The organism is Cytobacillus pseudoceanisediminis (assembly GCF_023516215.1).
Classification (GTDB): Bacteria; Bacillota; Bacilli; order Bacillales; family Cytobacillaceae; genus Cytobacillus; species Cytobacillus pseudoceanisediminis.
This window is the reverse complement of sequence record NZ_CP097349.1, coordinates 1,343,241-1,358,002: the sequence shown is the minus strand read 5'-3', so window position 1 is coordinate 1,358,002 and position 14,762 is coordinate 1,343,241. Positions and strand designations below refer to the sequence as shown.

Sequence of the window (14,762 nt, the reverse complement as noted above, 5' to 3'; positions counted from 1 at the left end):
AGTCTTTAGCAGGATCGCTGCCAAGTGCCATACCAATGGAAAAGCGGAAGCGGGGCTGAATGCTTTTCCATGCTGTTTTTATTAAATTTAACCTGCCATACGCTCACTTGCTTCATTTTGCTTGCGCAATTTTTTAATATCAAAACGGATCAGGATTGACACAATGAGTGCAATCACAAAAAGTCCTGCAAAGCTAGTTAGACTTGAAGCATAGCTTCCTGTTGAGTCCTTCATCCACGCTGCGAACATTGGACCTGCAAGTCCTGCGGCAGCCCATGCTGTAAGAATGTAGCCGTGAATGGCGCCAAGCTGCTTTGTTCCGAAAACGTCACCGATAAATGCCGGGATGGATGAGAATCCGCCGCCATACATGGTGTACACAATGGCCAGCATAATCTGGAAAAGAATGGCTTCTTTTGTTATCGGAAGCAGCAGGAATAGGGCAATCTGTGATACGAAGAAAATCGTATACGTGTTTGGGCGACCGATATAATCAGAAATGGATGCCCATGCCAGACGGCCAAGTCCATTAAAGATGCCGAGTACGCCGACAAGCGTGGCTGCTTCTGCCGTTGTCAGGCCTATGCTTTCCTGTGCCAGCGGCTTTGCAGCTGACAGAATCGCAATTCCGCAAGTTACATTAATGAACAGCATAATCCATAAATAATAAAACCGGGATGTCTTTACTGCTTCATTCGCCGTTAACTGTGCCAAATCCTGTTTGATTTTGATTTTTCCGGCTGCAGCTTTTTCTTTCATGCCTTCAGGTGCCCAATCGGCAGGCGGTCTTTCTAAATATAAAGATGATAATGTCATGATGATTAAGTAAGCTGCACCTAAAATAAAGAACGTGTTAGCTGTCCCAACAGATTTAATCAGTCCATCCATGACCGGGCTCGCTACCGCTGCAGCGAAGCCAAATCCCATGATGGCAAGGCCGGTTGCGAATCCGCGGCGGTCCGGGAACCATTTTACCAGTGTAGAGACCGGTGCAATATAGCCGACTCCCAAACCAATACCCCCAAGAACACCGTAGGTTATGTACAAAAATGGCAATGATCCCATATTTACAGCCAAACCGGCACCAAGCATGCCGGCTCCAAAGAATCCTGCTGCCAGAAGGCCAGCCTTTTTGGGACCATGCTTTTCAACAAAATGGCCAAGGAATGCGGCTGACAACCCTAAAAATAGAATCGCCAAACTGAAGGTCAGCTGTACCTCCTTTGATGTCCAGCCAAACTGCTCAATCAATGGATTGGTAAAGTTGCTCCAAGCGTAAACCGAACCGATTGAGATATGAATCCCTACGGCCGAGGCGGCAATCAGCCACCGATTTTTTGTCTTTTTCACTCTTTTTCCCCCTCATAATGCTCGTATCCTGGTTTTTAAAGCGGTTACAGGATTGTTTCTTGAAATAAAAAAACCGTCAATCTCTCCCGCATTCCCGAATTTGGGTATGCTGAAGCAGGATTGACGGTTAGTATCAAGCAGGATTCGCTGCCTAAAGGACCAACTGTTAATCAAAATGGAATCTGATGACATTTTAACCGACGACAGGTTCGCTATCTCAAATCAAAATGTGACAGATTTTTGAACTAATAAAAATCATATCACTTTGAAATAACATGTTCAAGCCCTTTTTAGTAATTTTTCACTATGGCAGTGTTGGTTATTATACAAAAAAACCCCGGAAACGATTCCCGGAGTTCTTTCTATTTACCTCCCTTTTTTTACATCATGCAGCAAATCCGGATGGTTTGTAAACATGCCGGTTACTCCCCAATTAATCAGCTGCTTCATTCTTTCCTTGTCGTTGACAGTATACGGGTGCAGTTCAAGGCCGCTGTTCACAACCTTTTGCACATATTCCTCATTTAGATACGTATGATTAGGACCGATGCCCATTGCATACTGCTTGATTTCCTTAATCTCTGCCTCGGTAATTTCTGCGTTTGCTTTATAAGAGATTAATTGAACCAGCTTAATGGAGGGGTCCAATTCATTCATCACTTTAAGACTTTGAGAACTAAAAGATTGGACAAGCAGTTTCTCTTTATTAATCTTATACTTATCAACCAGTCGAAGCAGTTCTTTTTCCATGCCAGGATAAACATCCGGTGATTTTGTTTCAATGTAGTAGCTGTTGTTTTTTCCAAATTTCTTGAAAACCTCTTCAAGTGTCGGCACCTTTAAGCCTTCGTATTCCGCTTTTGATGCATACGGGTACTTTTCGTTGAACCAGCTGCCTGCATCAAGCTGCTTTATTTCGTTTAAAGTGTAATCCTTTACGGACCCTGTACCATTAGTCGTCCGGTCAAGCGTCACATCATGCATCGCAATGAGATGACCATCCTTTGTCATCTGCAAATCAATTTCAATATAATCCCCATGCAATTTCTCGCCCATGTCATATGAAGCGATGGTATGCTCAGGTGCATAAGCAGAAGCCCCGCGATGTGAAACATTTACAATGTCCTTATGTATATCTTTTGCCAATGCCGCACCTCCTCCAAACGCATTTAGACCAATAACTGCTGCACCAATAACAGAAATCATTCTCTTCTTCAAAGTCTCCGTCCCCTATCTATAATGGTTTACATATTAAGAATAGGGACGAAATATTAACCCTGTGATAATTCGATGTAAAATCTGGAAGAATAATAGATTACAGGAATATTAATACAAGCATTTCGGAATAGGTCTCTTTCACTAGAAAATGCATATTGTAGAAACTTGTAATCTTTTTATAAGTTTTGTCGAATCTGTTTATTTGCGGTTTAATTTGTCGATAATAGAATATAGTATTTCATCCCCTGATTAGGAGCCGAATCAATGACCACACCTTCGACTGCTATAAAAAAACTTCATCATGACATCGATGCCCTGCGCAAAAAGATGATTTCTGTTGGAAAAAGAAAGGGATTGTCACACCCTGAAACGCTTATGTACTCAGAGGAGCTCGATAAGCTCATTTATAAAGTGCAGCGAAGCAAATTCATCCATTAGAACATCCCCGGTTATTACCTCAAAAGTAATAAATATTCCATAAAACGCACACTCTTATAAAAAGGGTGTGTTTGTTTTATGATTGACGCTTAATCGTAGAAAAACATCCGTTCACTTAAGCATTTTTATTGAGAAAAGCTAAAAATATAGCCATAATGATATGGATAACAACTATTAGGAATTGGAGATCTTATGAAGAAAAAATTCATGATTTTATTAGGAATCGTCCTTCTTGTTCTGACAGCCTGCGGTAAAGATCAGGCACAGGAAGCGATCACCTTAAAGGACCAGACCGGTAATGAAGTTACCTTCCCGCAGGACAAGCCAAGTGTTTTCTTCTTTATCACTACATACACCTGAGGACTCTGTCAGCAGCAACTGGTCGAGTTGCATCAGAATATGGATAAATTAGAAGGCTTGGACGTCAACGTGTACATCGTAAGCAATGATCAGCCTGAGCAGCAGCTTGAGCTGTATAATGCTCTTGAAGAAAAAATGGGACACAGCCTCCCATTTGTGTCAGACCCTGAAATGCAGCTCATTGAAAGGGCTGATATGAAAAATGGCGAATCAGCCTATAGAGGCTACGCTTTAATGGATACAAAAGGCAATATTGTGTTCAACAAGGTCAATGACCATTGGGGAGAAGAAATCGATAAAACCGCAGAAGATATTAAGAAAGAATATGAGGGGCTTTCCAAATAAAGACGAAAAAAACACGCTTGAGAGCGTGTTTATGAATCCCTGTCTCTATTTGTGAACTGGAGCATGGCGATAACAAACATACCGAAACTGATCATCAAAGACAACACTTCAAAGGTACCCATTTATACATCGCCTCCTTATCTTCAGCCTTCCCGGAACCAAACTTGTCCTATACTCAGGATAAGTGCCCATTTGAAAATCCGTCCAAAAGGCCTAAAAAGAGCCAGCCGCATTGCAAAATTGCATGTGACTGGCTCTTTTTTTGTGAAAAGCCGCTATTTTCTTATGCTTGCCTCGAAAAATGCCCTATCTTAATGCGCGTTTTTATCAGATTTATTTGTGAAAAGCTTGAATTTACATATGCTTTCCAAATTTATGTGCGGATAAGGGATTTTTACTTGCGGATAGAAAAATTTATTTGCGGATAAGCGATTTTTACTTGCGGATAGAAAAATTTATGTGCGTTTAGCTCTTATACCGACCTTTCCTTTCTGGATGTCAACGGAATCCGGACATGTTTTCTTCTAATTGAATCAACACTTAAATATAATTCAATGATCAATAACATTAAAATGATCCAAACGCCTGTATTCAATATTACTGCCTGTACCGGGGTTTCTATGAAAAAGGTAAACGTAAAGAACATCGCAAAAGTGAAGATTCGGCTCCACTGTGTCACATCGTATGTGAAGATGCCTTCCTTCAAGCCATATATTAGACTGCGGCAAATCGCCCTTGCTATTTCAATAATCTCCACCACAATGAAAACCAGGAAAACGGCAAGCCAAAACCAAGCAGCCGCCTGTTGGGTTACAAGGCAGGATTTGAACATGCCGAGCCCGCTGATGGACAGGGCACCGTGAAAAATACAATTGGTATTATTCCAATCTTTCGCAATGTTCCAGCCGCGTATGGCATAACGTTTAAGAATAAACCACGCACTAATGAAATAAAAAAGCAGCCCTAAAAAAATAAGAGCGGCATTCAGAAATCCAGGTACATCTGCAAAGACAGTATTGAAAAGGAGAACAAGAGATTGTGTGCTGACCGCCGTCAGCAGCAAAACTCCATGCGTCTGCTGACCAATAGATGTATCCTTGAGCTCTTTGAAGCCTATTAAACTAATCCAAATATAAATAATCCATAATCCCGCATTCAGAATGGCCAGCGCCTGGACTTCTGCACCTGCTCCAAATTGCTTGCAGAACATGATTCCGCAAATCGACGTGCCGGCCACCCAGGTTCCAATGCCGAAACGGTTAATTGGATTAATGTAATGCAGCTTCTTAAACTCTCCTTTATAGATGGTCATGCCGATCGAAACTAAGATGGCCATCCATAAGGCTATATCTGCTATGCTGATAATCTTGCCGATGCTCCCCAAAAAGAAGGACAAACCGAAGAAATTCAGTAAAACACCCTGTGTCACAATGCCAAACGCCATCACAGCCGCCATTGCAGCAGTATTAATATTTATTTTTTTACGAATGATAACGAAAACAGCCCCTATAAACAAAAGGCCCAGCAAAATGAAATAAAACACTATAATCACCGTTAGAATGGATTTTATTTTAATTATAACATCCTATGCATGCGCTGCGGATAATAAAAAAACAGCACATTTTCATGCACTGTCAGGTCCCGCTCCACCATTTAAATTAAAACGATGTTTCCGTTTTGATCATCTTCTGCATGTATCGAATCCCCTTCATAGGGGAGTTCTATCTCAATCTTGGTGCCTTCCCCAACTTTACTTTCGACTATTAAGCGGCCATTATGGTTTTCGATAATTTTGTAGCAAATCATCAGTCCCAGCCCTGTTCCTTTTTCCTTTGTCGTATAAAAAGGTTCCCCCAGACTTGAAATCCGGTCTTCTGATATGCCAACACCCTGATCGATGAATTGAATGGAAATAGTGTTGCCGGACTTTTTAAACACTTTAATGTTTAACTCTCCTCCGCCTGGCATTGCTTCAATGGCATTCTTAATAATGTTGAGGAATACTTGTTTCAGCTGGTTCTTTTCACAATGAATCATTGGGGCGTGAAGATTATTTTCTGCTGCTATTTCGACATTGTTTAATACGGATTGGGTGCTGCTCAAAAGAATCACTTCGTTGATTAATTTAGTAAGGTCCTGCTTTTCGAAAATGTCTGCAGTCGGCTTTGCAAGCACTAAAAATTCGCCGACGATTCCATTTATGCGGTCCAATTCTGAAAGTACAATGTCAAAGTATTCATCTTTCTGGCTATTTGACTTGAAGAGCTGAACAAACCCTTTGATCGAAGTAAGAGGATTACGGATTTCATGAGCGATTCCAGCTGCCATTTGGCCAAGAAGTGCCAGCTTTTCTGATTTCTGCAGGAGCTTTTCCTGTTCCTCTTTTTTATCAGAAATATCAGTTCCAATTGAGAGTATGGCCTCTTTCCCTTCAAATTCAACATAAAGTGATGAAACTTCAAAAAATCTAGTGGTTCCATCAAAACGTTTTATTTTATATTCTATATTGTTTAAAAGCTGCTTCTCTGACTTAATGTACTGATAACGCTCCTGCAAACGTCCCATATAGTCCAACTCTATAAAGTCAAGCAGCGACCTGCCAATTAATGCACCTTTATCTGATGACGACAATTCGGCAACTGCAGTCGAGTTTGCATACAAAATTTCAAAGTCCTTATGTATGAGCACGGAAACCGGCAGTGATTCCAGAAGCAATTTGTGGCTCTTCTCGCTGGCCCGCGCTTTTTCTGCGTAGTACCTGCTTTTGTCAAACTGCCAGCCGACAAACCAGGCAATACAGGTAAATAGAATAAAATCAAAAGTAAAAAACGTTTCCTGCGAGAAAATGGTTTGATATGAGGTAAATAAAACCGAAATAAGCACAAGTGAAATTTGACCTGTCCGTTTACTCATATATTCCTCTTTTTTGTGTTTTTTCTATTATTTTAGCATCAATTGTGAGGTTAACGATATCATTTTCAAAAAAATTTATCTATTAAATTCTATAAAAAAACCCGCCCGGGGGCCCGAGCAGGTTAAAATCAGGCTATTTTTTCTTTGGTGCAAGCTCTACTGCCTGACGCATGGCTTCCATTAAGCTTTTCTCGTCAGCTATGCCTTTTCCGGCAATATCGAAGGCTGTACCATGATCAACGCTTGTACGAATGATGGGAAGGCCGACGGTGATATTAACCCCGGCATCCAGCCCTAATACTTTAACTGGCCCATGACCCTGATCATGATACATGGCTACGACAATGTCAAAATCGCCGCGGACAGCTCTGAAAAATAATGTGTCAGCCGGCAGCGGCCCTACAGCATTAATCCCCTCTGCCTGTGCTTTTTCCACTCCAGGAATGACTTTTTCTTCCTCTTCGCCATACCCGAATAATCCATTTTCGCCTGCATGAGGATTGATTCCGCAAACAGCAATTTTAGGTGATTCAATGCCTGCTTTTTTCAATGTGTCATGGGCTAGCTTCAGCACGTGGTACACTCTTTCAGGATTGATCATTTTAACTGCATCAATAATTCCGACATGTGTTGTCACATGAATAACCCTTAAGTTTGGTGCAGATAGCATCATGGAATAATCTTTTGTATCGGTCAAATCCGCTAAAATTTCTGTATGGCCTGGATACATATGGCCGCCCTTTTGCAAGGCTTCCTTGTTTAAAGGTGCAGTGCAGATCGCATCAATTCGATTTTCTTTTGCCATTTCGATCGCTTTAGCCAAATATTGAAATGCTGCGTCTCCAGCTTCAGGAGATACCTGGCCAATGGGAAGGTCTTCCGGCAACAGGTCCAAATCTAGGCAATGTACTACTCCATGCTTATAAGGGATCTCGCTTATCTGCTCTGCCGTTACTGTTTCAATAATAAGCCCGCTGTCAACAAATGATTTGGCCCGTTCTAAAATTTTTCTATCACCAATGACAAGCGGGTTGCTTATTTCATACATTTCAGCCTCTGCCAGGCTTTTTAAAATAATTTCCGGCCCTACACCCGCTGCATCCCCCATTGTAATGCCTACTACTGGTTTAGTTTGACTCATTGCACTCAACCTTTCTTGTCATATAATGTATTGCGTTAGCCAGAGATTGCTCATTTCCGAATCCCCCTGCTTTTGTAACAGCCCAATAGCTTCTTTCTTTGCTGCGCAATCGGCCAAAAGGGAGACCCGGTTCTATTTCTGTATGGAGCTCCATTTCCTGAATACCCAATTCTGAACAAGCAGCTTTTGCAATGTCTCCGCCTGTTAAAATCAAGCCGTCGAGTTCCGGGAACTTATTTACAAGTCTGTTTGCAATTTGCCCTAGTCCCATGGCAATCCTTTCACCAATCTGCTTTCCTGATAATCCTATTGCTTCTCCCGCTATACGGGCTGCATCCCGGTTCTGATCTGAAGAATCCACATAAACAACAAAATGGCTATTATCCTGGTTTTGTCCAATTTCTTCAATGACTTCTTCAAGATCCACTGTCTGATTAACCAATTGGACAGGATTGATTTCTGCAAAATAAGATTGATCAAGTTCTCTAATCCGGGTAAGCTGTTTTTTTGTAACCTGTGACAGACTCCCTGAAACTGTGAGTGTTTTCCTGATGTTATTCTCCTCATGATCATTTTCATGATGAGATCTAAGCTTTAGAGCATCGGGTAAATATTCAACTAGAGCACCAGAGCCAGTCCAAATCGTTTTTTTCTGAACGCTTGTGAAACTCTCGGCAATTACCTGCAGATCCTCTTCCCTTTCACTGTCGCAAACAATCCAGGTATTCCCCGCCGCAACAGCTCTTTCAATGAATTCAAGAATATCTGCTTTCTCTCCCCGGATCAATTCCAGATCAAGCAATGCAATATCTTTTCCTGCATTCTTATTTAACATGCGAGGAAGAAAGCTTTCCGTTACAGGTGTCTTTGGATCCCTTCCAAACTCTGTTTCTGTAATCAGTTTACCATTTACATAATGATGTCCAGATACCGTTGTACGATTCATTTTTGGAAAAGCAGGGGCAATAACAATGATTTCCGGGCGATATACCTCTTCAAGCGCTGCCAGTTCAGCTGCTATATTTCCTCTTAAAGTTGAATCTACTTTTTTATAGACATGAGCATAGCCTTTTTCAAAAGAAGAGAAGCAGCTTTTTCCACTGCTTCATATGCTTCTTCTTGTGTTTTTGCACGGCTATCAGTATCAACAATTAAGACATCAGGGTCAGATTGAATGTTTTTCCCGGTATAATCCATCATAACAGTGGCAGTCAGCCCTTTTTTCGCCAGCTGCACTCCTGAATCATTAGCACCAGTCAAATCATCCGCAATAATGCCAAATTTTTCAAACACAAGAACCACATCCTTTAGCCGTTAACTTTCGTCAGGTTTCCTTCTTTAAACTCATATCCTTTTCTCTCTAGACGCTTAACCAAAAACGCTATATACAGCGGAAGCAGGATTGCGGTTGTCACTGTAGATGCCGCAACCTGAACTGTAGCCAATTCAGCATACTGTGCAAACCCTGCACTTGCTGCTGCAATGGCAGCAGGTGTTGCTACAGCATTACCGGCAGTTGAGCCTTCAGCAGCTCCTACAATTGGATTCCACTTAAACGCTTTAAACACTAAATATCCAGCTGTACCCGTTACGAATACTGTTAACAGGCCAAGGATAATACCTGATAGACCACCGTCTACAATAGCACTGAAGTCAATTCCCATTCCAAGGGCGAAAGCGAAAAATGGAATGAGCATGGAGCTGCCATTATCAAGGAATGCACGCATTTCTTCGTCTAAATTCCCTAATACCATACCTACGAGGATTGGAAGCAGTACGGCAATGAATGACTGCAATGAGAACATTCCATCAACAAAGCCCATTGCTCCAAAGATAGATAAGGCAACCATCGTTAAAAACGGACCGTCATTTAGAGCCAGCAATGAATAAGCTGCACGGTCTTCCTTGCTTCCATACTGGCCAACAAGTGCGACGAATAGGCCGCCATTACTGTTTGTCATAGCTGCAATAATCGCAATTGGAGCCAAACCCAGCCAAAGGCCATTTTCACCTGCAAACATGTAAGCGATTAACCCGAATGCCGCACCAACTACCCACTTCGTTGCTAAAAGGGTAGCCCCTTTCCCAATTGAAACACCAAATGATTTTACATTAATTTGAGCACCTGTACATAATAGGAATAAAGCGATTAAAGCTGATGCACCGTCAACAAACAATGCTTCAGTAAAATTCCCGATACGGAGCAAATCAGGTGCAAAAGTGTTAAGCACTGCTGCAATTAGCAACGGAACTACCATCATCCCGCCTGGAATACGCTCAAGAGTTGCTTTGATCTTCATAATTTTAACATCCCCTTTATATCTGTTTCAATTTTAAACAATTAGTGAAAACGATTACAGTTTCATATTAAACGCTTTCAATGCAAAATTCAACACATTTTACAGAAAAATAGTTTGGTATTTTCTAGTTTTTTATTTTGTGTTGCATTTTTAAACATATAATAAAACAAAAAAAGAAGCTGAATATTACTCCTTCAGCTTCCTCCACAATGTCGACCGATTAATGCCTAACCGTTTTGACACCTTTGTTTGGTTTTGGTTTTCTTCCTTCATAACTGCTTCGATAATTCGTTTTTCAATTTGATCGAGTGTTCCGGTTAACAGACTATCTTCAATTTGGACAGGACGCTGCTTCCGATTCAGCTGTCTTGAAACCGTTTCTTTACTGATGATATAGCCTTTCTCAGCTGCCAAGACATCAAAAAGGAATGCTTTCAGCTCAGCGGTATTGCCAGGCCAGTTATAACGCTCCAGCAGCTCCATCGCATCCTCCCTTATTTTTACTGCGGATGTTCCATATTGCTGATGAAAATGTGCAATAAAGTATGCTGTTAAAGCTCTTATATCATCCTTGCGTTCTAACAGAGAGGGGATATAGATGCGAACTGTTTCTTCTTTAAAAAGAAGTGAGTACAACTCTTGAATTTCACTGGATAGAGAGAGGATCACTTCTTTCCCCGATTCTGCCCATTTCTGACACTGGTTGAGCAACCGGGATTTCTCTTCTGCAGAAATGTCCTCAGCGTCATAAATATATATGGATCGGATGTCGTCATCAAAGGGATTTAAGCCTCTTCTTGCTTCCTTTGCATGTATAGAAAGAAACAAACCGGCCCCCTGGTGCTTTAAGTAATGGATATAGCGTGCTAATAATCCTTTTCCAGTGCCTGCAGCACCAATTAAAAGCCATAGATTTCGGTTTTTTCCTGCAGATATGGCAGCCAGACAATCTTTCATTGCTTCACTTTCATGGATGATCATCGGCAGCTGAGATACTGATTCCACGTTAAGATTTTCTGAAGAACTCTTTATATCATTAAGCTCTTTAATAATAAATTGAGTATAAGTTTCACCGGCAATTTCAAGGCTTGAAACCTGAACTTTAAGCATATCTCCCTTTATACCTTCAATCATTACAACGGATTCTGCATTTCCCTTCCGGTGTACAAGACTCTGTAAATCACTCAAGAGTATGGGAGGGGAAGAAAAAGTATTCCATTGTTCAAATACACATTCAGCATTACGGTTAAAAAGGATTATATTGTCAGTATTCTCCTTAATAATTGCCCTGAGCAGGTCGTTTTCCTGCTGTTTTCTGCGAAACGAATCATACAGGGATTTCGCTTTTTGAAACGCATCAAAGATGGCTTCACGTCCGGATTGTATCAGGATTCCCTCGAGCCCTGCTTTAGCAGCAGCCTCAACAGTTACAACATCCCCCATGATCAATTCAAAACCCTTGGACCTTAATTCATGAACAAGGGCTTCTACTTCCTCTTCCTTTTGAATCGTAAAAACCTCTATACCAATATCCAATATGTCAGTAATCGTTTTGGCGCCAAGCGTTATGTTGGAAAAGCCGACAATCGCTTTCTTCCCTGGAAAATCATTGGCAAGGGTTAACACCCGAAGCATATCGTACCCGGATACCTGAATATCAATAACAGGGATATTTGTTTCCTGTTGGACCAGCTTTGCTGTTCCACCCCTGCTGATGATCATATCAATGCCTTCAGATTCGGCATTTTTCACATGCGGGAGTGCCTGCCCCAGGTTTCCAGTTGCTATTTTAATGTCCAAATCTTTTTCCTCTTTCCTGCATTCCTTAATTAATGGAAGCATAGCAGGATAAGGGGCAATAAATAATGTCTTTATTTTCATCACATTCACCTAAATGTATCTTACCATTCATTTCTAAACGACACCAATAAATAGGAAAATGGCTCATTCGTTCTTATTAAAAGGAATGGCAGCTTATTTTTTTATCTGCCCATCCCCTTTCAAAATATATTTTGTCGAAGTCAGAGCCGGCAGTCCCATCGGACCGCGGGCATGGAGCTTTTGTGTGCTGATCCCGATTTCAGCGCCGAATCCAAACTCGAATCCATCTGTGAAGCGTGTGGATGCATTATGGTAAACTGCCGCTGCATCGACTTCATTCAGGAATTTTTCCACATTATCTGGGTTTGAAGAAACAATTGCCTCAGAATGTTTAGTGCCGTAGCGGTTAATATGAACGATTGCCTCATCCACGCTTTCCGCCACTTTCAACGCGACTTCCAAGCCTAAATATTCTGTGGCCCAATCTTCTTCCACAGCCGGAATGATCTTTTCTCCGCATACACCTTCATCGCCGTGAATGGTAACCCCTTTTTCCTCCAGAGCAAGCACAAGATCATTCAGGCCCCCCACTCTCTGTGCACAATGATCGTTTCACATGCATTGCAAACGGAAGGACGCTGTGTTTTCGCATTGATGGCAATGTTTATCGCCATTTCCTTATCAGCACTTTCATCAATATAGACATGACAATTGCCTGCACCTGTCTCAAGTACAGGGACTGTAGAATTTTCAACTACTGTCTTAATAAGCTTTGCCCCTCCCCGCGGAATCAGGACATCCAGGTATTCGTTCAGTTTAAACATCCCCGAAGCGGTTTCCCGGCTCGTATCCTCAATAAGCTGCACAGCATCAGAAGGCAAGTCGCTCTTTTCCAATGCATGATGAATCACTTTCACAATTGCTTTATTCGAATGTATAGCAGTAGAACTTCCGCGCAGCATAACAGCATTCCCAGTCTTCAAACATAAGCTGGATGCATCGACCGTGACATTTGGACGCGCTTCATATATCATGCCGACAACGCCAAGCGGGACCCTTACTTGTGTAATGGCGAGTCCGTTCGGACGTTCCCATGAGGATAAAACCTCCCCAACCGGATCGTCCAGGTGAGTAAGCTGGATTAATGCGTCCGCCATATCCTGAAGGCGGGCTTCATTAAGCCGAAGCCGGTCGAGCAATGATTCATTCATTCTGTTGTTTTTTCCCGCAGCAAGGTCTTTTTCATTTTCGGCTAAAATAAAGTGCTTCTCAGCCATTAGCTGTTTTGCAATTAATGCCAATGCCTGGTTCTTTTGGTCCGTCGACATTTTCGCCATCTTCCCCGCAGCTATCCTTGCTTTTTCCCCTTTTTGAATCAATTCCATTATCTCGTCTCCCTTCTTTTTTGGCTTACCCAATGATCACGATGAATGACCACACTGCGATCACTGTTGGCGATCACCATGGCTTCAGAGCTTGGCAGGCCTTTGATTTCGCTCAATTCTTCAGATGAAAAATTAACCTGGCCTTTGCCGATAATGACTCCTTTTGGCCCTACAACTTCAACCACATCATTTACCAGAAAGTGCCCGGTTATGTTCGTAACCCCAGCAGGCAGAAGGCTTTTTCCTTGCGATAACATCGCGTGTGCCGCACCCTGGTCCACTTCAATTTTCCCATTAGGTACTGAATGCAGAGCCAGCCACTGTTTGGATGTCCTAACGCTCGCCTTTGAACTGTTGCCAACATAGGTGCCGTTCCCTTTTCCATTGAGGATATCGACTAATTTTTCCCGTCCGCAGCCAACTCCAATAAACACCTGCACTCCCAGCGCCAGCGCTGTCCGTGCCGCCTCCAGCTTTGTCACCATACCGCCGGTCCCTACCTTGGAGCCCGAACCAGAAGCAGCTTTCACCATTTCTTTTGTGATTTCTGTGATAAAATGATATTTTTTCGCATTGGGGTTTGTCCTCGGATTTGAATCATAAATGCCGTTGATATCTGTCAGAATGATTAAATGCTGTGCTTGAACAAGTCCGCTTACGAGAGCAGAAAGCATATCATTATCGCCAAATGCCAGCTCCTCCACCGACACCGAATCGTTTTCATTAATGATCGGGAGAATATTTCGCTTTAAAAGCTCCGCTAAAGTTGCATGTGCATTTTGATATTGCTCTTTGTGCAGGAAGTTCTGCCGTGTGAGCAGCAGCTGTGCAGCTACAATCCCATGCTTCTTACACTCTTCGGTATATCCCTGCATCAGCAGCCCTTGCCCGACTGCAGCAGCCGCCTGTTTTCCGGCGATGGTCACAGGCCGGGAAGGATAGCCCAAATCAGCAAAACCTGCTGCTACTGCCCCAGATGAAATCAGGATGACATCATGGCCAAGCTGTTTTAAACGGGAAAGTGCAGCTACATGCTCCTCAAGTTTTTCGATGCAAAGTCCTCCATTTGTATTTGTCAGTGAACTGCTTCCTATTTTGACGACAATTCGTTTCCTTTTCACGCTATCCACCATCCAATCAAATAAAAAAAGCCCTCCCATCCCTTTAAAAAGGACGGAAGAGCTTTGTCTTTCGCGGTACCACCTTCATTGGCACTTCACACAGCAAGTGCCCGCTTTGAAAATCCTTTAACGCAGGAAATTCGGCCAGGTTTGCCTGGCAGCTCAAGGGCTAGGTTCAATAGTTTTGCAGGCTGCAGGATCTTTCAGCCGGTGAATCCTGCTCTCTTTTAGCCTGAGTTCTACTTACTGGTTCCCTGTCATGGCTGTTGAATTCTTCTTATAATTAGAATTATTATGCATCCTTCGGTATTTTATGTCAATAATTAATTCGCTGATTTAAAGGATTAAAATCCCCAGACAAACTTTTTAA

Annotated in this window: 13 protein-coding genes, 2 pseudogenes and 1 other annotated feature; of the genes and pseudogenes, 3 read left to right on the top strand and 12 right to left on the bottom strand. The window is 42.2% G+C overall.

From position 1 onward, the window contains the following. Positions 1-87: 87 nt before the first annotated feature. Complete coding sequence (locus M5V91_RS07215; protein ID WP_009334312.1) at positions 88-1,350, bottom strand: L-lactate MFS transporter; 1,263 nt, start codon at positions 1,348-1,350, stop codon at positions 88-90. Between the two features lie 366 nt (positions 1,351-1,716). After that, entirely contained in the window at positions 1,717-2,556 is an 840-nt protein-coding gene (locus tag M5V91_RS07210; RefSeq protein WP_372675461.1) for a glycerophosphodiester phosphodiesterase, read from the bottom strand. A 276-nt stretch (positions 2,557-2,832) separates the two neighbouring features. Between M5V91_RS07210 and M5V91_RS07205 the strand changes: the two genes are divergently transcribed. The 3 genes from M5V91_RS07205 (at position 2,833) to M5V91_RS07195 (ending at position 3,711) form a co-directional block, all read left to right on the top strand. Beyond that, entirely contained in the window at positions 2,833-3,006 is a 174-nt protein-coding gene (locus M5V91_RS07205; protein ID WP_009334310.1) for an aspartyl-phosphate phosphatase Spo0E family protein, read from the top strand. Positions 3,007-3,198: 192 nt separating this feature from the next. Continuing rightward, positions 3,199-3,366, top strand: coding sequence for a hypothetical protein (locus M5V91_RS07200; protein ID WP_009334309.1), 168 nt, complete (start codon positions 3,199-3,201; stop codon positions 3,364-3,366). Between the two features lie 39 nt (positions 3,367-3,405). Then, entirely contained in the window at positions 3,406-3,711 is a 306-nt protein-coding gene (locus tag M5V91_RS07195; protein WP_232292518.1) for a hypothetical protein, read from the top strand. Between the two features lie 29 nt (positions 3,712-3,740). Here the strand turns inward: M5V91_RS07195 and M5V91_RS30345 are convergent, their stop codons facing one another. The 10 genes and pseudogenes from M5V91_RS30345 to proB all read right to left on the bottom strand — a co-directional run bounded on the left by M5V91_RS30345 (position 3,741) and on the right by proB (position 14,392). After that, complete coding sequence (locus tag M5V91_RS30345; RefSeq protein WP_369425981.1) at positions 3,741-3,806, bottom strand: putative holin-like toxin; 66 nt, start codon at positions 3,804-3,806, stop codon at positions 3,741-3,743. Between the two features lie 377 nt (positions 3,807-4,183). Continuing rightward, the gene (locus M5V91_RS07190) at positions 4,184-5,254 is read right to left on the bottom strand and encodes a TDT family transporter (protein WP_284521945.1); all 1,071 of its coding nucleotides are present in this window, start codon (positions 5,252-5,254) and stop codon (positions 4,184-4,186) included. 110 nt (positions 5,255-5,364) lie between these two features. Next, positions 5,365-6,624, bottom strand: a complete 1,260-nt coding sequence (locus M5V91_RS07185) for an ATP-binding protein (protein ID WP_009334306.1) — start codon at positions 6,622-6,624, stop codon at positions 5,365-5,367. 133 nt (positions 6,625-6,757) lie between these two features. Next, positions 6,758-7,765 (bottom strand): 4-hydroxythreonine-4-phosphate dehydrogenase PdxA, encoded by a 1,008-nt coding sequence (gene pdxA / locus M5V91_RS07180; RefSeq protein WP_192908663.1) that lies wholly within the window; start codon positions 7,763-7,765, stop codon positions 6,758-6,760. Then, positions 7,752-8,255 carry a nucleotide-binding domain containing protein gene (locus tag M5V91_RS07175; RefSeq protein WP_284522259.1) on the bottom strand — a complete coding sequence of 168 codons (504 nt, stop codon included), beginning with the start codon at positions 8,253-8,255 and terminating at the stop codon, positions 7,752-7,754. Before M5V91_RS07175 ends, pdxA begins: the two co-directional genes overlap by 14 nt. A 177-nt stretch (positions 8,256-8,432) precedes the next feature. Further along, positions 8,433-9,001, bottom strand: a pseudogene (locus M5V91_RS07170) (four-carbon acid sugar kinase family protein); the annotation flags it as partial. A gap of 71 nt (positions 9,002-9,072) precedes the next feature. Further along, entirely contained in the window at positions 9,073-10,065 is a 993-nt protein-coding gene (locus M5V91_RS07165) for a 2-keto-3-deoxygluconate permease (protein ID WP_009334303.1), read from the bottom strand. Between the two features lie 186 nt (positions 10,066-10,251). Beyond that, complete coding sequence (locus tag M5V91_RS07160) at positions 10,252-11,946, bottom strand: sigma-54-dependent Fis family transcriptional regulator (RefSeq protein WP_019381334.1); 1,695 nt, start codon at positions 11,944-11,946, stop codon at positions 10,252-10,254. Between the two features lie 93 nt (positions 11,947-12,039). Further along, positions 12,040-13,271, bottom strand: a pseudogene (locus M5V91_RS07155) (glutamate-5-semialdehyde dehydrogenase). Beyond that, positions 13,271-14,392, bottom strand: coding sequence for a glutamate 5-kinase (proB, locus tag M5V91_RS07150; protein ID WP_009334300.1), 1,122 nt, complete (start codon positions 14,390-14,392; stop codon positions 13,271-13,273). The pseudogene M5V91_RS07155 and the gene proB overlap by 1 nt, the downstream one beginning before the upstream one ends. Positions 14,393-14,437: 45 nt before the next feature. After that, positions 14,438-14,662 (bottom strand) — a binding site (T-box leader). Positions 14,663-14,762: the final 100 nt, after the last annotated feature.

Coding starts and splice junctions, on each gene's coding strand:
- M5V91_RS07210 (WP_372675461.1), bottom strand. CDS start 2,556: ATGATTTCTGTTATTGGTGCAGCAGTTATTGGTCTAAATGCGTTTGGA.
- M5V91_RS07205 (WP_009334310.1), top strand. CDS start 2,833: ATGACCACACCTTCGACTGCTATAAAAAAACTTCATCATGACATCGAT.
- M5V91_RS07200 (WP_009334309.1), top strand. CDS start 3,199: ATGAAGAAAAAATTCATGATTTTATTAGGAATCGTCCTTCTTGTTCTG.
- M5V91_RS07195 (WP_232292518.1), top strand. CDS start 3,406: ATGGATAAATTAGAAGGCTTGGACGTCAACGTGTACATCGTAAGCAAT.
- M5V91_RS07185 (WP_009334306.1), bottom strand. CDS start 6,624: ATGAGTAAACGGACAGGTCAAATTTCACTTGTGCTTATTTCGGTTTTA.
- pdxA (WP_192908663.1), bottom strand. CDS start 7,765: ATGAGTCAAACTAAACCAGTAGTAGGCATTACAATGGGGGATGCAGCG.
- M5V91_RS07165 (WP_009334303.1), bottom strand. CDS start 10,065: ATGAAGATCAAAGCAACTCTTGAGCGTATTCCAGGCGGGATGATGGTA.
- M5V91_RS07160 (WP_019381334.1), bottom strand. CDS start 11,946: ATGAAAATAAAGACATTATTTATTGCCCCTTATCCTGCTATGCTTCCA.